Genomic DNA, 21,059 nt, shown 5'->3' on the forward strand with positions numbered 1-21,059 from the left:
GAGGTTAACGAAATTGACCCAAGGCAGACTCCTTCAATCGACACAAACGATCAATGTTTTTCCAGACACGCTTTGCAACCTGAAATTTTATAGCACATCGTAGAACCGAAACAACCTCCGATCTGCCGAAGGACCTCGGAGTTGTTGGAGCTCTTGAGCTCCAACATGATTGTCTCAAGCCGCCTGAGGACATAACAGTCCTTGGCCGCGGGGCCCATGTCGTTCGTGATGTCATCTATCAGCGCCTCAAGCACCTTCTCCAACCTTATATCGTCCATACCTCTCCCCCGTATGGTGCCGTCGCGAGCCGCCGGGGCGAATAAATCGGTGACGGGGGGACGGGGGCGAAAGTGGAGGGGGATGAGAACGCAAATGTTTATTGTCAAATGTGGAAGGAAAAGGTATTGAAAGGGTTTGACGGCCTAGATCCGTCAGCCCACTTTGCGCCCGATCCTAGCTACCAGGCTCAGCACGACCATGAGCATCAGCAGACCCCAGAGCGGACCGAGCCAAGCATAGAAGGCGTCGGCCATCGTCTCTTTGTCCTCGAACAATACCGTGACAGCAGCTGACGCATCGCCCTCGCCGTATTGGTTGATGGCCGACACCTTATAGCTATAATTCGTCCCAGCGACGAGGCTATCGTTGTCTGTGTATGTCAGGACCGCGCCCAAGGTGGCCAAGAGCGCATACGCGGAGCCGTTGACACTGCGATACACTTTATAGCCGGTCACAGGACTGCCGCCATCGTCAGCGGGCGGGGACCATGTCAGGACGATTGCGTGGGACGATATGATCGCGGTGAGGCCTAGGGGAGCACTTGGCGGGTCAGGATCCTCGGGAGCTGCCGTGTAGTTATAGTACGGCCGATAGCCATACTCCTCGCAGTAGATGTAACCCCAGAGGTCGTCATTGGTCAAGTCGGAGTTATCAAACTCGCCGAATACCACTTCATGATTCGGACCATGCATCACCATCTCGATGCCGTTGCATCCCTCGCTCGACCGTTGAGCGACCTGTTCGATTGACATGATCACTCCATCGCACTCCCACCCATGGACCGCATCCCATTGCCATTGCTCTACTCTTCCCACAGGGTCCTCTGCCGACGTGCCGTTCACGAGCCACAGATGGATGTTATAGTTCTCGATGTACCCCGCCGAATCGTAATTGTACAGTGCGGAGCCGTCGCAGATCGTGTCCGCCATCCATGTGCTCGAATTCGAGTAGTAGATATGCTGCCATACCGTGTTACCGGAGGTGTAATTGGCCACGGTGACGTGAGGCCTTCCACTATCATCTAGCATCAGGTTTAGGTTCCACATCTTTGTCTGGGTGCCGGGGATGTCCTGAATACAGTAGGTTCTGAGCTCAGTGGCGTCTGCGACGGTCCCCAGATTAGTGCCGCCGAACGAGTATATGTTACCATCAGCATTGTATCGTATTATCGTCCAATAATCAGTGTAGCCTAGTGTTGGGTCCCTCCGATCACCGCAGATCCAGAAATCAAGATTATTGCCAGTGTATCTTGGTACGACCGAGAATATATAGAACAGATCTGTGCCCATATCGATGAACTCATGGGATGTCCATGTCAGACCGCGGTCCGAGGACTTGAACATGATCCAGTTACGTCCCGCAGTTCCATGGTTTGATCTGAGCAGGAGGTAAAGCACATCGTGGACGTCGTCCCAGTATGGCATGGGGTAGGTCGTTCCGATCGAACCGTCGACATCGGGTCCCAGCGTCCAGGTGCTGATGTCCCCACCGGCCCCACTGTACATGTAGATCGTATTAGAGTCGTGCGATCCGAAGAACGCATGGATCCTCCCATTGTCGTCTATGGCGATCTTGACCGCTCCATGACCGTCCCCAGATCCCTCGCCGATCTTGACCGGGGACGACCATGCCCGAGTCTTCATATCGTATGTGACGATGTAAGCGCTCAGATCTACCCCGTCCTTATAGCCATTAAAGGCATAGAAGACCTTACCTTGGTAATACACGGCCTGACCCAGCCTGCCCGGTCCCCCGGTCGTGAGCCATGAGCCTTGTTTCAGGCCCGTGATCTCGGTAGGCGTGTACACATTCAAGGTATACCGTTGGACAACGCTCGCGGTCTCGTTGCTAGCCGTGACGTTGACATAGAATTGCCCGCTCGCGTTCGGAGTGCCACTGAGGACCCCTGTTGTAGAATTGATCGTCAGCCATGTAGCATTAGATGCCAGTGCATAGGTGTCTGCACCGGGACAGGATGCCGTATACGAATAGGTCGTACCTGTGACCGCAGTAAGGACAGGATAGCTGGCGAATTCTGAGCCCAAGGCGGCATCGGATAACACGACCGGGAAGTCGCCCTTGTAGACGATGATGTCGTCGTACCAGACCGTGCCATAGTTGACGCTTGAACTACCATCGCCCAGCATCAGCTTGGTGGCAACATTATCATAGGTATATCTCCCAGGGTAGCTGGCTGTCCATGACCCTCCATCCATGCGATACTTCCAATAGTTGGCGCCAGAGCGGTTCGCCTCGAAGTGGTGCCACGCGTTGGCCGCGACCGATGTCCACAGGTTGGCATACGAACTCGTGGTCCTGTTGTATGTCCTTACCGTCGTCCCATCGATCTCCAGCCAGGGCCCGATTGCATTGCCGGAGTTATCCGCAAAAGAAAACACTCTTATCGCCGAGACAGTACCGGTGAAACGGAACCATATGGAGATGTTTGTGTATCCATCAAGCGCGGAGGCCCATGTGTATACTGGGTAAGCATATGCCGAAGCACTAGGCACACTAACCTTGAGCGAGTTTGGTGAGCTGTGATACTGCGCTGAGTCCAATCCCACCGTGCCAGAGCTCTCAAACTCGGTCCAACCCGTGGTCGGCCATGTCCCCTCATCGAAATCTGCATAGAGGTGCACCGTGCCCGCCGCCGATACTTGTGACGGCACCAAAACCATCAGAGCCGCGATGAGCATCATGGCGATGAGGCCGATGCTAATTGTCCTGTGTATCGAAACCTTGAATCTCATCTCTTTCCCTCCTTTGGGGGAATGAAAAACCGGAAGGGGTTTCGGGGTCCGGCCCATCTCAGGTCGCCTCCCTTTCAGACCTGCCATTTCTCGAACAGCTTGAAGATGACCGAGACCACTGCCAGCGTGACCATCAGGCCCATGATCGCAGGTATCCAGGCGCTGATGACACCGCGCGGGGCGTCCGAGCTTATCGGCAGCTCGTAGGTGTAAGAGTCGAGGACCGTGGTACCTGACTTGAGCTGGACGGTCAGAGTCGCATCGGACTCCGTCAGCGTGGCGATCTGCAGCGACGAGAACGACGCATTTGCGTACTGCTCGGTCAGGACGGTGCGGACGACGCTCAGCGTGGAGACCTTCGAGACGGAGGTGCCATTGCCATCGACGATGGTGATGGTCACCGTGTAGGTCCCCGAGGCCGCCGCGCCGGTGCCGTTGACCAGCAGCGCGTAGACCTCAAAGTTCCATGTCTCGGCGTCCAGCGCCAGGTAGTCTGGCGTGCTGACGTGGAACTTCCAGTCGGTCGCCGAGGTGACCGCGCTGCCCCCGTCGTTCAGGAGCCACACATGGTCTGCCGCCACCACCTCGGCGGAAGCCGGAGCTGCGAGACAGAGGGCCATGGCCACCACTGACATCATCATCGTCATGTAGGCCATGATCTTCTTGTGCATCCAGACCGCCCCGCTCAGTCTCCGCCCATCTTCCTGGTCATCTTGAAGATCAATCCTATGATCACGGTGAACATGGCAAGCTCGATGATCATCGGCAGCCAGCTCTCAAGGCTCGACGCGACGTCCGTCACGAGCGGAGAGAACCCGATACCGAGAGCAGCAATGCCTGGCGCTATCCCATTTACCTTCTCGATCCCCCGGAGGTCGACAATCTCGACCTCCTTCGCCCTTGCTTCGGCTTTGTGCTTGAACAGGTGGAACATCTATTCACCTGTCACAGGTATCGATGTCATGATTTTTCTGCAGGGACCGTCCTCCTTATATACTAGTTCGGGGGGCGGGGGCTTCTCAGCCCTTATTGTTCATCCTATCTACTTACTGTCCTTCGGACAAATTTAGAATAAAGCTCAAACGTCGCCTCCGGAGGAAGTGCTCAGGCCCGCGCAGACCTGCCGGGCGAGACCGTCCGTGAGCTGATACTCGTAGGCTATGCGGTCCCTTGACCATGTCCCACGAGAGCTGAGCAGCTTTGCCCGCTCGGCCTCTGGGAGCTTCAGGATCTTCTCGACGATGGACCTAGGGTCCACGTCCTGATGCTTCGCCCTCTCCTTCTCCACCTGGTCGATGTAGCGCTGCACCCGCTCTATGCCCCGCTTTGTCTTGATCTTCACATATGCCTCCCTGATCGCGGGTGGTAGTGGCTTGAAGTAATAGATGTGCTGCAGGTCGAAATAGGGCTCCGACTTCTTTCCGTAGCGTGGGATGACAGGCACGTGCCATAGCGATCGGCCCCTGCGGAAGTTAGGTGCCTCCGATATGACGAGGGTCTTGAAACGGCGGCGGAGAGCCGAATCGAGCAGCTCGAGGGCCGGTAGGTTAAAGATGACGTGCAGGTTGCGGTCCCTCATCTGCTGGCTCGCCTTGATGATCGCTTTGTTCATCTCCGTGTTGAAGTCCCTGCTGAACGCGGCCTCGCCCGCCTCGTCCAGCACGATGGAGCCATACCTAGGGGCGTCGTCGATGAGGCGGAGCAGCTCCTCGGGGTCGTAGATGACGTGCTCCTGCAGGACAAAGAGCTCCCTCCCCACCTTCATCGCATTGTGTATGCTGAGCGAGGACTTGCCGGTGCCCTCAGCCCCCTCGTTGCAGGTCCACCAGTCCCAGTCGTCCCGGATGACCTTGCGGACGAAGTTCGAGTGCCGGTCAAGGAAGTCCTCATGCTCGTCCCGGGGAGGCCTTTCGGGGCAGAGCGCGCGCACGTTCAGCTCATAGAGGTCCGTCGCCATCATCATCCTCCTCGGTCATCCTAGACACTGCCGGCTCCTTGTAGAGCAGCTTCATCTTCGACAGCACGTCCGTCAATATCTGCTTCTTGCGGAGACCGCGCTCCTTGTTCTTCCTGTGGCTCGCCATCTGAGATGGAGGAGTGTCCTTTGGGGGCATGATCTCGCATGCCTTCCGCCATTCAAGCAGACACGGCTCCTCCTTCGACATGTCTGCTGTCCAGACGCGTATCCTGGCCTTTTTGTCCGTAGGGATGCTGACCCAGAGGGAGTCGATGACGTCCTCGAACTCGGCCAGGAGGCCCTGGTCGCTCGCCTCCTTGTCCGAGAGCATGAGGCCCTGAATGATCATCTGCTCATAGGACTGCTGCGCCCTGAGACGCTCCATCGGGACGTCGTCAGCCATGGTATCCCCTCCCCTTCCTCGCCCTAAGTGTGGTCAGCAGCTCGTCCACCCAGGCCCTGAACTGTGGGACATAGATGGTGCCCTGCTGCTCGAGCTGTCGCCAAGGGATGACATCCGGCTTTGGGGCCGGGAGAAGGCGGTCGCCCGCCCTCCTCCTGCTTACCCAGATGTCGATGATCTTGTAGGCGTCCTCGTCCTCCTGGCGATCGAGATAGGCCTGGCATCTGCGCTCGAGCACGTCCATGATCGGCTCGGAGACGAGGATGCGGCCCTGCCCTTCAGCTGCCATCCGCCGCTCCCTCCTGGGCCTTTTTTACTTCCTCGATGAAGTTCGGCGGCGCCACCAATGAGGACTTTCTCAGCTGCTCCTTCCGGATATGCGGGTTGGCGAGCGCCACGGTCTGCGTCTGCGTCAGCAGTTTGGCCTGCCGCCTGTCGAGCTCACCCTGCGTCTCCTCGAGGGGGATCGGCCCTGACACGTACTGCTCGTCGGTCGTGGCCATCTTGTCGTGATCGATGAGGTATCTCCTCGGCCGCTCATGGACGACCAGCTTGGTCATCCCGCGCTTGACCGCCTTCTCCTCGGGAGAGAGCTTGAGCAGCACCATGCTCAGCTGTGGGTTGAGCGGGTTTATCCACCATCTCGTATGGAGCCAGAGCTTCAGCTCCTTCCTCTCGGGGGAGCGGTAGACACGGTCCCACCACCTCATGAAGGCGTTGCCGTCGTACCAATATGCGCGGCCCTCAGGATATTCCTTCATATGCACATGCTTGACATAGTCTGGGAACAGGGACTTCCAGACCATTTCATAGAAGGCGAATATCGCGGCGATGATCAGCACCACCACTGCTATGATGATGACATAGTACCGCTCGAACCAATCGACGAGCAGGTCCTGGTCGGTCAGGAGATGGAACATGGACTGCAGCCACCAGGTGCCCCTGTACCAGTCCAGGGCGAAGTCGTAGTTGGCATGCTGGATGATCTCGACCCATCCCGCGAAGTAGAGCAGGAGGAACAGCGGCACGTAGATGTGCAGGCGCGGGAGGATGGTCGTCAGGATGCCGTAGATCCTGGGATGGGCCTCGGAGAAGAACTTGTCCCTGCGGGGCCTCTCTCTGTGGCCCTCCTTGCGCTTCATCAGCCCGAGGTCCTCTAGGGATTCTTCTATCCTGTCCTTGTCCGGGACCATCGTCTCGACCGTCCTGGGTGCAGGTCCCGGCTCAGGCATAGGCGCGGGACCGGGTGATGCAGGAGAGGTATGAGCGGGAGGTTCTGCGGGCGGGCCAGGGGGCGGTGATGGGTCCACGACGGCCACGGTCTCCACTGGCCGCTCCTGCTCGGGAATTTCTTTCTTTTTCTTGGTGGATCTCTTGCTCTTTCGCTGCTCGGTCATCATACCGCCTCCGCTGGTTCCTTGTTGCGCTCGGTGAGCTCCTTCCTTCCGCTCGCCTCCAGGGTGTCCTCACGTGTGGTCACGCGCTCAGCGGGCCTGTTGCAGCCTATCGCCTCGATCGTGCTGTCCACCGACTGCTCCTTGATCTCCACTATCATCTCGTCATCGATGAGGAACTGCTCGTAATCATTGACTATGCGGTCATACCTGGCGGCCTCCTCCTTCGTCAGCTCGCTCACGTAGACGGGCACGTAGAAGTTGCCCTTGCTGCGGAAGCAGGCGCACCTGACCCTCAGTACCCTGCCGAGGCTGTCGTCGCAGAGCTCCTTGGGGATGATGGCCCATCGATAGCTGCTGAAGCGGGAGAACTGGAAGAACACCTGCACGCAGTCGCGGCCCCAGATGATGCCGCGGACCCTCGCCCACTTGATGGGCCTCGTGTCCTTGTTCCCCGTGCAATATAGCCAACGGACGGACGAGCCCCTCAGGTTCGCCTTGGCGACGAGCTTGTTCTTCTTCATGATGTTGCCGTGGAGGTCCTGCTGGCGCCAGATGATGAGCATAGAGCGCCTGTGCAGGAACTCTACTATCCACTGGATAGGCTTCCAGAGAAGCGCCATGACCATTATCACTACGATGAGCGGAATCATCAGCTCGAGCATGTCCATGCCATCACTTCCTGCCGAAGAAGCCTAATGCCTTGTCCATGAACCGCTCCAATGTGGCCCCGCTCGCCTCGATGATCTTCGGGATGAAGATCACCGCCATCAGGAGGTTGATGAGCGGGAGCAGCATGATGATCATGAACCCCCACATCCATTGGGCGATCGCTATGAAGTCCATGTCACTGCACCTTCCCGATGGCGCCGCTGATCTGCCCCGCCAGCTCCGACCCTTGCTTAGCGGCCCGGTCGAACCTTCCCTGGGCGATGGACAGGCCTATGGACCACAGCCTGAGGGGGAACCAGATGCCGAGGAAGAAGATGACCAGGATGATCATGATCGCCAGGACGCCGAGCGCTATGGAACCGTATTCCACGATCGCATCGGCGAGCCAATTGAGCGCATCCCATAGCCCCTCTCCGATGGATATGAGGAATTCCCCGACCGCCTCGAAGAAGTCCCTGACCTTGTCGAGAGCGTTCTCGAGCCATCCCGGCAGATCGCCGTTGTCGATGAGCTTTCCGCCCTTTGCCACATCAGCCACTATCATCGCGGTGCCCATCCCGGCGATCACCGCCCCGACCGGAGCGAGGAAGCCGGTGGCGATCATCGCGCCACCGACGATGACCATGCACACGCCAATGATGGTGCCATACCAGTTAGCCCTGTCCTCCTGAACCGGCTGCATCGCGGGAGGGAGGTCCGACGGGTTCATGCTCGGCGTAGTGACCGGGACTATGGACGGCTGGTATGAGTTCCATAACCTGGCATATACGGTATGCTGCACTCCCTCTATGAGAATGTCCGTTCTGTCATAGCCATAGTCCATCATCGTCCCGCTCGGGGAATCGGAGAATACCCAGTTGACCCTCTTGTCCTCGTGGACCGTGATCGTGACCACCAGGGGCGACCAGTCGCCAGCGGCGATGGTCGAGTTCGAGCAGGCAAGGATGTAGTCGTTCCATACCCTGGTGACAGAGGTCCAGAACGTCACGAGGGACGAATAGACGTATCTCTTCACGGTGACGGTGGCGTTGAGGGTCCCGTCGGCCGTCCCAAAGGGGACCATGATCGTATGGTAGGCCTCAGGCACGTGGTCATTGGTCACCACGAACGACACGCTGTCCCCTGCATGCATGTAGAAGGAGTTGGCGTAGACGCCGTTGCCCAGCCCGGTCAGGCAGTCGAAGCTTATGCCCGGATCCACGGCGAAGGACCTGACGAACTCATTGAACACATCTGGGGACGGTCGGGTGTAATAGGACACCTGGGTCTCCATTATGCCGTCGTTAACGATGTCCTGTCCTGACACGTAGATGGTGAAGGAGCTGTCGGCAGCATAGACCGCCTGCCAGATGAAGGCATAGCTGATGCCCGAATAGATGGGGCATCTGACAAGCACATATGTGCGATCGTCAATGGTCCAGCAATCATCGCCGGTGGTGATCGAGGTATCTGCCATATTGATCTGGATGAATGCGATGTATGTCCCATTGCTGAAATCGGTGGCATAGCGGGGCCTGAGCTCGTAGCTCGCGTTTCCATAGAATTGCACGATGGCTAGCGATTGGCTCACGACACCTGTAGCACTGATCGGGGACCTCACGATGAACTCGGAGACGCCGTTCATTATCTGCGTGCGGTTGAATCTGACGATCGAGCCGACCTGCAAACGGTTGTCGGTCGTCGCGACAGCGTCGAACTTGAACTTGCTCTCCTGCGTGGACGCCCCTATCCAAATGCCTTGTGGCGCGGGGTTCCAGGTATCGGGGTTCTTGATCGACGATTCGTTGGCGACGTTCACCACCTCGTCGTGCTCGTCCTGATATTTCGACTCGATCTCGAGATTGATGCTGCGCCCCACGTATTCTGCCGCACTAGCGTATTGCGGCAGAATACATGCTGCGATCATGAGGACCGCCATAATCTTAATTGCCAGACCTTTCATTGTGCTCCCTCCAGAACATCACCTTCACGCTGCGCCCCTCCAGCTCTTTCGCCTGCAGGCCGTACATGGGACGCCTCACCTGGTCCTTCAGCGCCATTGCGGCGCGGAAGATCTCCTCGGGCGGTGGCCTGGGACGGCCGATGATGCCGCAGACCTTGCGTGCGAGATTGGGCGCGTCGATGATCAGCGGGACGCCATCGACCGTCCTGAGGATGCGCTCGAGCTCCTCACGGTGCGCTCTCATCGTGCTCATCCGCATCCTCCGCGGCCTTCAGCCTGCCCTCCAGGATCCGAAGGACCTTTGCCTCCCTGCCGGTCGCATAACCGAACGTGTATGCGGTCATGGCCACGGCCACCATCGAGGTGACGATCGCAATCGCGACCAACAGGATGTCAATCATGGTCCAGCCCCCTGAGATAGATCAGACGGCCGAACGACAGGACAATGACCGTGGAGGCCAGGGCTATCGCTGAGTACAGAGCTTCCGACAAGTGCATCCCAATACTTCCCGGCGGGGGCCACCGGTGAGGTGATGGGACCGGGGCCGCACCGCCTGGATGATAATTACGGAAACGGATATAAGCCGACCACGGAAGTGGCTGTAGCGTAGGGATTTTTATAATAGAACTAACTGGACTCTTTTTAGATAATCATTTCAATTTTTACTTCCGATAGTTTATTAAATTTAAATTATTGTGTCTTTGGGGGGGGTTGTTGGGAGTGATTGATAAGGATGACGTTGAGAATCAACAATTTCATGATGCCATGTTGACAATGCTCGATGTAGCAGGTAGGCGAATCGAGGCATTGGATAGGTCAATGATGGTCATACGACAGCTCTTTTTCGTGGTTCTTGGCATTCTTGGAGCAGGATTCGCGACAATTGCAAAGGAACTAGAATTTGAATCGATAACGATTTTATTGGGAGCGGGTTCATTCATAATATCTGGAATTGCATGGGTTCTTTGGAGGCTAGACAATCATTATCACCAGTACCTCATTGAATCTGTTAGGACAAGTATGATTTTGGAGAAGAAGTTGGGATTCAATAAAAAAAATAAGTTGGGATTAGCAACAAATCTTGAAAGTTATAGAGACCATAACGTTTCAGGTCAATTGATACCAGCAACAATCTATCTCCTGCCCACAATTTTCGGTATGTGTGCAACATTGATTATGGGTTTAATTCACGGAATCGTCTATGGTCCATCCAACATAATTTATCAAGTTAGCATCTTTTCTACTTTGATTATCTTGTTCATCACTATTGGATTTATAAATGAGGTTAAAAAAGAAGCAATTAGGAATACATCTAAAAAATCTACTCCGAATTAAGAAGCTCACTTATTTCCTTCCTCTGGTTTATATCTTTATCGATATTTTCTTTCCATCTTTTCTTCATGAAATGAACAATAATATATCCAACCGTTAAACCACTTAGAATTGGTGTTGCATACAAAATTATCTCAATAAAGTTATAAGCCATTTGAATCCCCCTCAGATTCTTGAATTGTCATCCTGGTATTTGTCATTATTGCAATCATCCCATGTTTTGTATAAATGTGGTTTCCAATAAAATTGTGTGAGAGAGCAAGTTACCATATTATTCTTGGATGTTCATATAGTATTGAATCTGATGAGGTATAAATTCCGAAACGAAATTGAAATTAATAATTTTATATCCGATTGTTCAAATCGCAATATCGAGATTTTAAATTCAGTGAAAACCTTATTTGAGAATAATACTGATAAAAAAAATCTAACTGGTAGTTGGATATTGCTACTGTTCTGCATTGAGGAATCTGGAAAGCTGGTTAAGCTGATAAATGATCTCCACAAATCATCAAATTATACTGGCATGGATTTTGAATACCATCATATTTCAAAGGCCAAAGAATGTAAGAACCTTTTCGAAAAGATGAACAAGCTCATCAAGAAGAACCAAGCATATCTTCAATCGCTAGAGATTGAAACGGACCCTATTAGGATAAATGACCAGCTATTAAATGAGTTTGAAAATAATTTTATGGAATTTCGTGAATCGATATTGTATTGTGACCCAGGGCAAGTCAAGCGTTCAATTCCTGACAAAGATCAATTGTTGCTGGTTTGGACAACGTTATATTTATTCAACACGATTCTAAATAATAGGGCAAAGAAGGATTTATCTGTTGAGGAAAAGATAAAAATAACGTTCCTAAGAATATAATTAAAATATAGTAAGTACACATCTGGCAAGTAATCATATAAACTTCAGTTTGCCCGAGCGGATGAACTCCTCCAGCGCGATAGTGATTATCTCAGACTTGCTCCTCCCCTTGAGGCGCTTCGCCTGCTCGAGGATGTTGTTCTGCCGTTGAGGGATACGTGTCCTGATCTCAGCGACGTCCTGAGATCCTGATGAACGGCCACGACCGCTCGAACCAGACATGGACCACCTCCTTAGTTCTCTCCCTTGGCTGTCTAGATGCGTACCACAGCGCAACCTGGAGCTCGGCATAGAGCGAAGCTGCGAGCAGGAACAGGCCAGCAATGGTCTCCACGGGGTCGCCGAGGATGACGCACATCAGCGGGTCCCACCTCCCCTCCGGGCATCGCTCTCGATGACGCAGGCGATAATGTAAATCAACAACAGATAGGCCAACCACACCACGACCGTGGCGATCGCTATGATCCCGAGGTGATATGCGAGCTCGCTCATCGGTCACCCCCTGAAATCAAACGCTCGTTTTCTGTCGCATCGATCTTGGTATCGGAGTATTTAAGCAACGAGGCTTCCGCGGGGATACCCTTTGTTTTCGCTCCCCTTGTCGGCGGTGAGACAAGATGAGCTAGGCCTGCCTGCCTAAGCCTGTTGTTGAGTGTGGCCCGATTCGTGCCTAGCATCTCCGCCACCTTGCTTTTGGGGATACCTTGTGTTATGAGGTGGACTGCGCGCTCTACATCGACCTTGACAGCCCTACGGCCGAGGACGACACCCTCGGCCCTACGCCTCTCGAGGCCTTCCTTGGTCCTGGTGGAGATCAGCTCCACCTCGAACTCGGCCACCTGTAAAAGCACACCCCTTACGAGCTTGCCGATGGGCGTGCCATAATCGAGACCGTCGCTTGTGCAGATGATCCTGACCCCGTAAGATTCGAGCAGGTCGTTCAGTCCGATGAAGTGCTTGACACTTCTCATCATCCGGTCAATCCTTACGCACAGGACGGCCTCCATCCTCTTCTCCCTGGCCATCCTAACGACCATGTCTAGGCCCTTCCTTATCGGGGTCCGGCCTGAGCACTCGTCGGAGATCTCTCCGACGACTGTTAAGCCTTGTGCCTCGGCATATCGTCTGAGCATGACAAGCTGATTCTCGTTCTCCTGATCTGCCGTTGAGACCCTGGCATACAGGACGACCCTCAGATGCACCACCTCATGCTACCTGTGCCCGGCCGCCGCCTCACTTTGCTGCTGGCCCTCACATGGATCCAAGTTGCGGAGCAGTCGAAGCAGTAACCCATCTCCCTGCCGTCCTGCTTGATCGTGTACATTGTCCGGTCGCCGAGGCAGTCGGGGCACCCGGCGCCAGAATGAGTCTTTACGGTTGCCATATCACACCTTCCTGAGGTCCCATTCAATCTCGTATGGGCGTCCTATCGGGCATGGGAATGGGATATCAATGCCTAGATAGTGCTTGATGTGCCACTGGAACCAGAATCTCCGCCTTATAGTCCTGTCAACCTGTTCGAAGAGCGGGATGTTTTCGAGGGTGCGCCTGTCCTCGGCAGAGTAGCGGTCTTTGATAAAGCCGTCCAGTGTGTATGGGTAGAACTGCCTTACATGGCCTGTGTAATAATTTGGTGCATGCGGGACGATGATCCGGAGCCTCCCTCCCGATTTGAGGACGCGATGGAACTCAGGCATCAGATGCTCCCATTCGGTGATATGCTCGAGGGTATGCGAGATATAGATCTCGTCAACAGTCGCATCCTCATATGGGAGTCCCTGAGTTATATCATGGACCAGATCTACTCTTGGGCCTGGCATATGGTCGATGTTCACGTAGCCATCGATAGGTGAGGTGCCACATCCGAGGTTCAGTTTGAGACTCATCCCACCACCCCGATGAGCAGGGCGAGGAAGGCCGCCCAGATGAACGCCTGTGTGCACAGCAGGACCTTGAGGCCGAGCTCGTAGTCGTCGTCGATCGTCATGCCACCCCCATCCTCTCGAGGTCCCTCAGGGCGGCGAGCCTGCCCCTCGCGTGGGCAAGGCCGCGCACCTGCATCGGCTCCCTCGGCAGCCTGTAGATCCTCGACCTCAGTTCGTAGGCGTAACCGGCGAGGAACATCGAGTCATAATCACGCAGCCATTTCTCCAGGCCGAGCTCGGCGGCCTTGTCCAATGCCAGCCTAACGACGATGTCGGCGTGCTCCCGGAGCATGACCTCGGAGGCACGCTTGGCCCTCAGAATCCTGTCATTCATGGAGGACCTCCTCGAACAAAGGGCCTTCATAGGGATGCTCTTGCCCGGGCCAGAACGGCCCGCGCTCCGAGACCTCCTCGGCGATCGTCTCAGGGTCTTCTTCGGGCAGCATGCGGAACCTGTGGACCCATACCATCTGATCATGCCGGTATCGCCGCCTTGGATGGAGCATGTTCCAACAGTCTATGAACGCCTGCGGGGAGTCGAACCCCTCGGCCTCGTAGTAGAGATAGGCAACGGCGACCAGGCACTCCTTCCTGACGGAGATCAATCGGAACCTGCGGCCTTCGATGCGGAAGGTGTCCCCGGGCCTGCCGTACCTCCTCGTCCTCGATGTCATGGTCTTGCGGCCGGAGAGGGCGGCGGAGGCCATCTCGTCGATGAACGGAATGAAGGCCTCAGGCATCAGTATCACCCCGATTTCGAAGCTCGACCCGTCTCCATTCTGCGTCCGGAGCCGCAATCACATGACCGTAAAATCGCCCGGGAGTAACGTGGTTGACACCATCCTGCAGGGGACACCATTTTGGGAAGGGCCCGCGCTCGACCCTGCGCATATTTCCATTCACTTTTTCACAGATCTTTGGGTAGTATCCCGCTTTACTTGTGAAGCCCTCAGCAGCTGTCCCCTGCATCATAACTGATGGGTTGGCGCAGTAACACTCGCTCATCCCCTTTTCGGAGGCGTGAAAGGGGCATTCCTCGCACCGATCAAACGCTAGTGCTCTCATTTTCCGCCACCTACTCTTCCCTTATGCATGGCCTCCCATTGATGCTGGCAATAGGAGGAGCATATCGGCATCTCCCTGTCGTTCGCGCGCATCTTCGCCCCGCAGACCACGCACCTGGCGATCGGTCTCTTCGGCTCCCCGTAGGACGGGTCGATCAGCGGGCGCAGCGTTGCGGGGATCCCCTGAAAATAGCCGGGGTCCACGCATCCATATCCTTGCCTTGCGGCGTTGCTCATTGATACATCACCTCGTTGTCCTTGTCTGCGTCATTGTCAAGACGCGCGACGGCCGAGTCCTTCGGGACCTTCTCCTTCAGGGACTCCACCTCCATCTGCGCGAGCTTGGCCTTGACCTGGATGAGCTCAGCTGTGAGATCCTCGCTGAGCCTGCGGGATGCGTTCAGCGCCTCGGCCATGGCAACAAGGGCGGCCTGGACGTCGCGCATCTCCATCTTGACGCGGATGACCTGGCCCGGAAGCTCGACGAGGAGGGCCCCGTACTCGGGGTCGCTCGCCTCTAGCTCGGCGTTGCCCTCGGAGTCCGAGAGCCAGACCTTGCCATCCTGCGATTTCGTGAACATCGCGTCCGAGAAATTCTTGAAGACGGGGGAGCGGAAGGCGAAGTGAGGCTTCCAGGACTCCACGATCTCAGGGAGGCCGAACTGCCAGCCCCCGTGCCTCTGCACATAGGCGGAGATCTCCATGCACACCGTCTTGGCGATCTCGTCCCACCTCCTCGCCCTGACCTCGTCGGGGGTCATCTCCATCTCCGGCGGGTAGATGTAGAACCATTGGACCTTCGGGGTCCGCTCATACTTGACGGTGACGAACTTGTCGTAATAGGGCACCTGCCCGTGCCAAAGCTCGCGGTTGTGATGCTTCCTGCCCTCGGGGCGGAGGAAGGGGCGGACCAAGGTCCTGCCGTCCGGGAGCTTCTCGGAGATCTGCGGGATGTCGCCCTCCTTGACGACGTGCAGGCGGTAGAGGAGGTGGTGCACGAGGACCGTGTTACGCTCGGGATCGAGGGCAACAGGCGTGACGCTCCTAGCGTCAATTTGCAACTGCCTGCTGAGAATGAGCTGGTCCAGTATGCTCCCGTTCGGGCCTTTCGTGTAGAACTTAACGCCCTTTGACAACTCCTCGACGAGATACTTGCCCTCGACGAGCTTTTTCACTATGCGGGAGACCCTGCTCTTGTCGATCTTGAGAGCCTTCGCGATGGATGTCTGGGGCACCTTCTCGAGGAGCAGTCCGTAGACCTTGAGCTCGGTGTCCGAGAAGGTCGGTTTCATGCGATCGACCTCCGGGGGGAGTTGCAACAGGAGTTGCAAATCAGTTGCAAGTTGCAACAGGTAGCGTCATTTTTTGCAACTCGATTTTTGCTGGCTAGGAGTTGCAAGTTGCAACAGGTAGCGTCAATTCCCGAGGGTGTTGCAACTGCGCAGCTGCAGCGGGATTCGCCCCTTATCCGAGGCGTAGCGGGGCACTCGAGCCCGGGCTTTAGGGGGCACATCACGAGCTCGCCCTCCTTGATGCTACGAGGCGCCTCTGCGCCTCGACGTCCATCCTCTCATAGAGGGTGGAGAAACCCTCTATTGGCTCGAATTTGAAGCACTGCTTACAGGCGTGGCACCTCTCCTCTACATCCTTTACGTCGGGCCAACAGCGCCTGTAGAAGCCTAGGCATCTGTCAGAGATCCGGCAGAAGTCGCAACAGTCGATGCGGCGGTCCCGTCGGTCAATCGTGCCGACCACCCCGCCGCCTGCTGTTCATCAGCTTGCGCTGTTCATCGGCCCAATCCGCATAAGAAACGAGGAGCTCGAGGGCCTTATCTGACGGTTTACGATCCTCGGAAGAAAAGTCCGAACCGGGATCTTTATCAGGCCAGGAATTGGAGTGGGCCCGACCGGATTTGAACCGGCGACCATCGGGTTATGAGCCTGACGCTCCACCAGACTAAGCTACGGACCCTATTGGTTGCACCTTATTCCGACGCCTCATATATAATTTTTGAATTCTAACCACAAAGCAGGCCCGCTCGTCCGAACACCTAGAAATATGGAGATCGGAATCGAGGTGAGGGTCGATGGTATCGCATGAAAAGGCACGATCCGAACCTCAAGGTCCCATCAAAGGTCAAATGGCTCATCATTCTGACGTCGTTCGTGGCCATAGGTCATGGCTTCTTGATCACCGCGGTGTCGGCCTACCTTCCAGAGATGGGAATAAGCTCTGAACAGGTCGGGGCGATATTGGGCGCTTCTGGACTTGCGATGGTAATCTGTGCCATCCCCTTCGGGATATTGTCCGACAGGATAGGTCGGAAGAAGGTGCTCATGGTGGGCCTCGTCACCACCCCACCAGTGTTGCTAATCTGCTCCATTTCCCATTCTGCCGAGCTCTTCCTCGTTGCCAACATTCTCATGGGGATCTCCGAGGGTGCATTCCTCTCAGCTTGGAATGCAATGATAGCAGATCAGACCACTGTCGACAACAGGGACCTTGCCTTCTCCATGTCCTTCATCGTCTATGGTGGATTCACAGGCCTTGGTTTTGCCCTACCGGTCTCCTTCCCTTTTATCCAGGACATCACAGGGCTTTCGTCGGTCGAGGTCCACTCATATGCCTTTCTGGTCCTTGGCCTTCTTTCCGTGATCTCCCCCATAACGATCTGGCGTCTTTTAAGGGACTATAAAGAAAGAGCACCATCGGTCAGGGTCAAGAGGGGCCTATTGAAGCCGAACAGCAAGAGGGCATTGCTGAGGTTCTCAGTGAACAACATGCTGATCGGGCTCGGTGCCGGGCTCATCATACCCCTGGTCCCTACCTGGCTATTTCTTGAGTATGGGGTTCCAGATACTTACTCAGGCCCTCTTCTGGCATTATCAAGCATCACGATAGGGTTCGCCGCGATCTTCAGCGCAGGCATCGCGCACAAGCTTGGGCCCGTCAAGGCGATAGTCCTCACCCAGGCCTCATCGACCATCTTCATGTTCGCAATTCCGTTCATGCCAGGGGCGACAGAGGCGGCGGCCGTGTACCTGGTGAGGGCAGCGCTCATGAACATGGCAGGGCCCATTATGGATGCATACCTGATGGGGATAATCGATAAGGATGACAGAGGCATCGCGAGCGCGATCAATTCGATAATATGGAGGCTCCCTAACAGTGCAACCACGATCATCGGAGGGATACTTCTCGCCTCTGGTTATTATGCACTGCCATTCATCTTGGCCTCGACGATATATCTCATAGCGATAACCGCCTTCTACATTAATTTCAAGGATGTCAGTCCAAACCGCGACATTCAGGTGGCATGAGACATAAGTACATTAACAATACCCCCTGGCCACATCAATTTTGAAGGCAGCCGGTCAGGAGGCTCTGTTCTAATTCCCGCAGCTGTTCTGAAAAAATGAAAATGGCCATTTCATCATGGGTTTGACGAACATGGTATTGGGCGCCTTCAATGGGACGAGAGGGTCTCGGCCAATAAAATTAGTGATGGCTCTCCGCTTGATTTTCTGGATTTGAAGAATTTACTGGGATGCCCCATCCTCATAATGTGCCTTGCAATCAAACGGGCAAAGATTGTATAAATGCCGACCACGATCGTGAAATGGAAATGTCGGCTGATGAACGTGATCTGAGGAAGCTGGTGGAAAAAGCGCTAAATGACGGGGCTTCAAGAGCGATCGCGGTCCCGGCGTCCGCGGTCACCATCGACCCGAGGGCGAGGATGAAATGCCAGGTCCCGGTATGTAAAAATTATAATCACAACCTCATGTGCCCGCCCAACGTGATGACACCCACAGAGTTTGAAGGCGTTCTGAGCAGGTTCTCGGACGCCATCCTAGTTCAGTATGTTTTTCAGCGCGATATAGAGAAACCGGTCCCCTTCAATACCATTAAAGAAAATGACGTTTACGGTCAGGAGGGGAACGATGGTCATGAAAAAAGCCACCGCCATGCCTTCAAGCAGATTACGGCCAAATTGAACGAGCTCGAGGCCGAGGCCATGCGAATGGGATATAGGTTCGCGACCGCGCTTACTGGTGGTCCATGCTCGCTCTGCGATGAGTGCGTTGGCATCGGAGGACGGTGCAGACACCCGTTCCAAGCCAGACCGAGCATGGAGGCCATGGGCATCGATGTGATAGCCACGGCCGGGAACGCAGGTCTACCTTTGGAATATCCTGCAAGGAAGAAAGCACTGTTGACAGGGTTGCTTCTGGTGGATTGAACATGGACAGTTTTTTCTTGGACTATTGCGTCCTCAACGACGGAATGAGAGATGCGGCCGTATTGGCCAAGCTTAGACATCTGGTAAGGGGAGGGGCCGAACTCTACACAGGGACAACGGTCCTTGGTGAGGCGATCGAGGTGCTCATGGAGGGACCAAGGGAGGGACAGTACATGCTGATAGACCTGGTAAGGGACCTGAATATCAAGTGCGTCCATCCTACTAGAGATTGGATAAAGGTTCAGAACGAGCTCGCAGTAATCTTGGAAAGGGATGGGAAGGGCCTCATACCCGCAAGCGAAATGGCGCACTTGTCCCTAGCGATCACAAAAGGGATCAGCGCTTATGTCACGAGCAGGCCAGAGGCCAGAAAGCTATCTGGAATATCTGGCCTAGGTTCTTTGATAGCGGTGGTTGATATAGATATGGCAGTTGCGAGGATAACAGACCGATTAGCCACGATGTCGTAAGTATTTAATATATGTTAGTTAGTGCTAACAAATATATGTGTGAGAGGAAAAGAAAAGGTACACGAGAACGCCAAAAACAGATCATCGACATATCGTTGAAGGTCATCGATAAAGAGGGCATCCAAGGCCTCACATTGAAGAGGATCGCATCTGAGATTGGGATATCTGACGTCGCGCTCCTTCGCCATTTCAGCAGCAAAGAAGAGATCCTCGAGGCATTGGCACAGAAGGTATTCTTTGAAAACGTTGTCACTGAAGAGGAAGGGTGGTCCGAGGACGTCCTTTCATCATTGAGGTCATTGACAAAAAGGCAGTTCGAGGCCTTCGAACAATGCCCACAAGCGACAGCGGTCCTTTTCCAGGAAGAGATTTTCCGCGAGTATCCCAAGATAAGGGAATGGTTCATAAGGAGAAGGTCAGAAAGACACGCCAAGATCGTAAACATGGTCTTGAAGGGACAGAGCACTGGACGGATATCTCCGTCGGTCGACCCCTCGGCCTTTGCGACCATATACATGGGCGCCATCAGGATGACCGTCATGGAATGGAGGGACTCTGGATATGTCTGGAGCCTCGTTGACCGCTCCGGGCCTCTTGTTGATATGCTCCTGAGGGTCCTGAGGTGATATGGATGTCTGAGATCATGACCATGGTAGGGCTTGTTTATGCCATACTGATGATAACGATCTCATTATGGTTATTGAGGTCCGGAAGGATGACTAGGCTCTTGGTCATTACGATATCGGTCGCGACGTCAGCCATCGGTTTCATTCTCGTCTCCCCGCTCGTTCCGGTCCAGATGCAGGCATTGGTCCTAGGTCAAAGAGTTAGCGGTCCCAATGCGACCATATCCATTGTCATCATACTGATCTTAATTGCTTCTTCTCTTATGTTCGGTAGAGCGTTCTGTGGTTATGCCTGTCCGATCGGTGCGGTACAGGAGATGGCATTTATGGCCCCCTTTAAAAAGGTCAAGATCGGCGGAGAGAAGGTCAGAACGGTCCACGCTCTTTCTTCGCTCGTCTTTTTCTTGGGAGGGCTGGTGTCCTTCAGCTTCCTTGGGCCCTTCGGGGTGAAGGAGTTCTTCAACCTGGATATGATCTCTCCTTGGTACTATGTCTTCGTGGGGGTATTGGTTATAGGGATGTTTGTCTACAGGCCGTTTTGCAGGACCGTTTGCCCATTTGGGTTTTTCTCCTCCTTGTTTGCAAGGAGGTCCAGGGTTGGCATGGGGAGAAAAGATGGATGCAGGTCATGTCGCGCATGTGAGAAGATATGTCCTGTAGAAGAGGCCAAATGCCATCAGGATGGGAGCGGATGTTTCCTTTGCCAACGTTGTTCCGATATTTGCACAAGGAGCGCGATAGGATATGCAAGGAGAGAGGGGATAAAAGATGACTAAGATGAAGACGGCAGTCTACGATTCCTTTTCGGAGAGGCCGAACCCGCATGGGGCGAGCGTGAGGACGATCTATGACCACCCTGAGGCCCAGGTCACCCACATCTCATTAAGGCCAGGTTCCTCATTGAAGAGACACGTCACCCCTGTCGATGTTTTCTTCTACATTCTAGAGGGGGAAGGTGAGGTGGAGATCGGTGATGAATGGGAAAAGGTGACAAAGGATATGATAATCGAAAGCCCTGCAAAGATCCCTCATCGTATCCTCAACAATGGAGATTCCGATCTGAGGTTCCTTGTGGTCAAGACCCCAAGACCTGAACAGAGATCAGTGCTGATATAAGGTG

32 protein-coding genes and 1 tRNA gene are annotated in these 21,059 nt (G+C 54.8%); 9 read left to right on the plus strand and 24 right to left on the minus strand.

Translation table 11 applies throughout. The features are described from left to right. Window positions 1-50: 50 nt before the first annotated feature. The 3 genes from HPY73_05675 to HPY73_05685 form a co-directional block, all read right to left on the minus strand. The gene (locus HPY73_05675) at window positions 51-278 is read right to left on the minus strand and encodes a hypothetical protein (protein QLH74976.1); all 228 of its coding nucleotides are present in this window, start codon (window positions 276-278) and stop codon (window positions 51-53) included. 153 nt (window positions 279-431) lie between these two features. Then, window positions 432-3,032, minus strand: a complete 2,601-nt coding sequence (locus HPY73_05680; GenBank protein ID QLH74977.1) for a BNR-4 repeat-containing protein — start codon at window positions 3,030-3,032, stop codon at window positions 432-434. A 74-nt stretch (window positions 3,033-3,106) separates the two neighbouring features. After that, the gene (locus tag HPY73_05685) at window positions 3,107-3,433 is read right to left on the minus strand and encodes a hypothetical protein (protein ID QLH74978.1); all 327 of its coding nucleotides are present in this window, start codon (window positions 3,431-3,433) and stop codon (window positions 3,107-3,109) included. A gap of 97 nt (window positions 3,434-3,530) precedes the next feature. On the opposite strand from HPY73_05685, the gene HPY73_05690 reads away from it, so the two are divergent. Next, on the plus strand, window positions 3,531-3,683 hold the full coding sequence (locus tag HPY73_05690) for a hypothetical protein (GenBank protein ID QLH74979.1): 153 nt from the start codon (window positions 3,531-3,533) through the stop codon (window positions 3,681-3,683). Between the two features lie 34 nt (window positions 3,684-3,717). Here the strand turns inward: HPY73_05690 and HPY73_05695 are convergent, their stop codons facing one another. The 10 genes from HPY73_05695 to HPY73_05740 form a co-directional block, all read right to left on the minus strand. Further along, entirely contained in the window at window positions 3,718-3,966 is a 249-nt protein-coding gene (locus HPY73_05695) for a hypothetical protein (GenBank protein QLH74980.1), read from the minus strand. A gap of 144 nt (window positions 3,967-4,110) precedes the next feature. Then, on the minus strand, window positions 4,111-4,995 hold the full coding sequence (locus HPY73_05700; GenBank protein QLH74981.1) for a hypothetical protein: 885 nt from the start codon (window positions 4,993-4,995) through the stop codon (window positions 4,111-4,113). Then, the gene (locus HPY73_05705; GenBank protein QLH74982.1) at window positions 4,970-5,392 is read right to left on the minus strand and encodes a hypothetical protein; all 423 of its coding nucleotides are present in this window, start codon (window positions 5,390-5,392) and stop codon (window positions 4,970-4,972) included. The genes HPY73_05700 and HPY73_05705 overlap by 26 nt, the downstream gene beginning before the upstream one ends. Continuing rightward, entirely contained in the window at window positions 5,385-5,681 is a 297-nt protein-coding gene (locus tag HPY73_05710; GenBank protein QLH74983.1) for a hypothetical protein, read from the minus strand. Before HPY73_05710 ends, HPY73_05705 begins: the two co-directional genes overlap by 8 nt. Next, window positions 5,671-6,792: a hypothetical protein gene (locus HPY73_05715; protein QLH74984.1), complete on the minus strand. Its 1,122-nt coding sequence runs from the start codon at window positions 6,790-6,792 to the stop codon at window positions 5,671-5,673. The genes HPY73_05710 and HPY73_05715 overlap by 11 nt, the downstream gene beginning before the upstream one ends. Continuing rightward, window positions 6,789-7,457 (minus strand): hypothetical protein, encoded by a 669-nt coding sequence (locus HPY73_05720; protein ID QLH74985.1) that lies wholly within the window; start codon window positions 7,455-7,457, stop codon window positions 6,789-6,791. The genes HPY73_05715 and HPY73_05720 overlap by 4 nt, the downstream gene beginning before the upstream one ends. Before the next feature lie 4 nt (window positions 7,458-7,461). After that, window positions 7,462-7,632 (minus strand): hypothetical protein, encoded by a 171-nt coding sequence (locus HPY73_05725; protein ID QLH74986.1) that lies wholly within the window; start codon window positions 7,630-7,632, stop codon window positions 7,462-7,464. Window position 7,633: 1 nt separating this feature from the next. Next, window positions 7,634-9,400: a hypothetical protein gene (locus HPY73_05730; protein QLH74987.1), complete on the minus strand. Its 1,767-nt coding sequence runs from the start codon at window positions 9,398-9,400 to the stop codon at window positions 7,634-7,636. Next, window positions 9,381-9,644: a hypothetical protein gene (locus HPY73_05735; GenBank protein ID QLH74988.1), complete on the minus strand. Its 264-nt coding sequence runs from the start codon at window positions 9,642-9,644 to the stop codon at window positions 9,381-9,383. Before HPY73_05735 ends, HPY73_05730 begins: the two co-directional genes overlap by 20 nt. Continuing rightward, complete coding sequence (locus HPY73_05740; GenBank protein QLH74989.1) at window positions 9,628-9,801, minus strand: hypothetical protein; 174 nt, start codon at window positions 9,799-9,801, stop codon at window positions 9,628-9,630. The genes HPY73_05735 and HPY73_05740 overlap by 17 nt, the downstream gene beginning before the upstream one ends. A gap of 314 nt (window positions 9,802-10,115) precedes the next feature. On the opposite strand from HPY73_05740, the gene HPY73_05745 reads away from it, so the two are divergent. Beyond that, window positions 10,116-10,736, plus strand: a complete 621-nt coding sequence (locus HPY73_05745) for a hypothetical protein (protein ID QLH74990.1) — start codon at window positions 10,116-10,118, stop codon at window positions 10,734-10,736. Here HPY73_05745 and HPY73_05750 read toward each other — a convergent pair. After that, window positions 10,723-10,887 carry a hypothetical protein gene (locus HPY73_05750; GenBank protein QLH74991.1) on the minus strand — a complete coding sequence of 55 codons (165 nt, stop codon included), beginning with the start codon at window positions 10,885-10,887 and terminating at the stop codon, window positions 10,723-10,725. The genes HPY73_05745 and HPY73_05750 overlap by 14 nt on opposite strands. Window positions 10,888-11,037: 150 nt before the next feature. Here HPY73_05750 and HPY73_05755 point away from each other — a divergent pair, with 150 nt between their 5' ends. Continuing rightward, complete coding sequence (locus HPY73_05755) at window positions 11,038-11,610, plus strand: hypothetical protein (GenBank protein QLH74992.1); 573 nt, start codon at window positions 11,038-11,040, stop codon at window positions 11,608-11,610. A gap of 33 nt (window positions 11,611-11,643) precedes the next feature. Here the strand turns inward: HPY73_05755 and HPY73_05760 are convergent, their stop codons facing one another. From HPY73_05760 to HPY73_05805, 10 genes are all read right to left on the minus strand, one after another. Next, window positions 11,644-11,832 (minus strand): hypothetical protein, encoded by a 189-nt coding sequence (locus HPY73_05760; GenBank protein QLH74993.1) that lies wholly within the window; start codon window positions 11,830-11,832, stop codon window positions 11,644-11,646. After that, on the minus strand, window positions 11,780-11,968 hold the full coding sequence (locus tag HPY73_05765; GenBank protein ID QLH74994.1) for a hypothetical protein: 189 nt from the start codon (window positions 11,966-11,968) through the stop codon (window positions 11,780-11,782). Before HPY73_05765 ends, HPY73_05760 begins: the two co-directional genes overlap by 53 nt. A gap of 130 nt (window positions 11,969-12,098) precedes the next feature. After that, entirely contained in the window at window positions 12,099-12,812 is a 714-nt protein-coding gene (locus HPY73_05770; GenBank protein QLH74995.1) for a recombinase family protein, read from the minus strand. A gap of 183 nt (window positions 12,813-12,995) precedes the next feature. Then, on the minus strand, window positions 12,996-13,496 hold the full coding sequence (locus HPY73_05775) for a methyltransferase domain-containing protein (GenBank protein QLH74996.1): 501 nt from the start codon (window positions 13,494-13,496) through the stop codon (window positions 12,996-12,998). Between the two features lie 97 nt (window positions 13,497-13,593). Further along, window positions 13,594-13,869: a hypothetical protein gene (locus HPY73_05780; protein QLH74997.1), complete on the minus strand. Its 276-nt coding sequence runs from the start codon at window positions 13,867-13,869 to the stop codon at window positions 13,594-13,596. Further along, window positions 13,862-14,275 (minus strand): hypothetical protein, encoded by a 414-nt coding sequence (locus tag HPY73_05785; GenBank protein QLH74998.1) that lies wholly within the window; start codon window positions 14,273-14,275, stop codon window positions 13,862-13,864. The genes HPY73_05780 and HPY73_05785 overlap by 8 nt, the downstream gene beginning before the upstream one ends. A 321-nt stretch (window positions 14,276-14,596) precedes the next feature. Further along, window positions 14,597-14,836 carry a hypothetical protein gene (locus HPY73_05790; GenBank protein ID QLH74999.1) on the minus strand — a complete coding sequence of 80 codons (240 nt, stop codon included), beginning with the start codon at window positions 14,834-14,836 and terminating at the stop codon, window positions 14,597-14,599. Next, window positions 14,833-15,891 (minus strand): hypothetical protein, encoded by a 1,059-nt coding sequence (locus tag HPY73_05795; protein ID QLH75000.1) that lies wholly within the window; start codon window positions 15,889-15,891, stop codon window positions 14,833-14,835. Before HPY73_05795 ends, HPY73_05790 begins: the two co-directional genes overlap by 4 nt. Window positions 15,892-16,111: 220 nt before the next feature. Beyond that, window positions 16,112-16,354: a hypothetical protein gene (locus tag HPY73_05800; protein ID QLH75001.1), complete on the minus strand. Its 243-nt coding sequence runs from the start codon at window positions 16,352-16,354 to the stop codon at window positions 16,112-16,114. A gap of 143 nt (window positions 16,355-16,497) precedes the next feature. Beyond that, window positions 16,498-16,571 (minus strand) — tRNA-Ile (locus HPY73_05805). Window positions 16,572-16,696: 125 nt separating this feature from the next. Between HPY73_05805 and HPY73_05810 the strand changes: the two genes are divergently transcribed. The 6 genes from HPY73_05810 to HPY73_05835 all read left to right on the plus strand — a co-directional run bounded on the left by HPY73_05810 (window position 16,697) and on the right by HPY73_05835 (window position 21,055). Continuing rightward, complete coding sequence (locus HPY73_05810; GenBank protein QLH75002.1) at window positions 16,697-17,920, plus strand: MFS transporter; 1,224 nt, start codon at window positions 16,697-16,699, stop codon at window positions 17,918-17,920. 305 nt (window positions 17,921-18,225) lie between these two features. Next, window positions 18,226-18,843: a DUF2284 domain-containing protein gene (locus HPY73_05815; GenBank protein ID QLH75003.1), complete on the plus strand. Its 618-nt coding sequence runs from the start codon at window positions 18,226-18,228 to the stop codon at window positions 18,841-18,843. A 2-nt stretch (window positions 18,844-18,845) separates the two neighbouring features. Beyond that, complete coding sequence (locus tag HPY73_05820; GenBank protein QLH75004.1) at window positions 18,846-19,313, plus strand: hypothetical protein; 468 nt, start codon at window positions 18,846-18,848, stop codon at window positions 19,311-19,313. A 35-nt stretch (window positions 19,314-19,348) separates the two neighbouring features. After that, window positions 19,349-19,939: a TetR/AcrR family transcriptional regulator gene (locus HPY73_05825; protein QLH75005.1), complete on the plus strand. Its 591-nt coding sequence runs from the start codon at window positions 19,349-19,351 to the stop codon at window positions 19,937-19,939. 5 nt (window positions 19,940-19,944) lie between these two features. Further along, window positions 19,945-20,715, plus strand: a complete 771-nt coding sequence (locus tag HPY73_05830) for a 4Fe-4S binding protein (GenBank protein ID QLH75006.1) — start codon at window positions 19,945-19,947, stop codon at window positions 20,713-20,715. A gap of 1 nt (window position 20,716) precedes the next feature. Continuing rightward, window positions 20,717-21,055 (plus strand): cupin domain-containing protein, encoded by a 339-nt coding sequence (locus HPY73_05835; GenBank protein QLH75695.1) that lies wholly within the window; start codon window positions 20,717-20,719, stop codon window positions 21,053-21,055. Window positions 21,056-21,059: the final 4 nt, after the last annotated feature.

The sequence above is a fragment of the Methanomassiliicoccales archaeon genome, from assembly GCA_013415865.1.
Classification (GTDB): Archaea; Thermoplasmatota; Thermoplasmata; order Methanomassiliicoccales; family UBA472; genus MVRC01.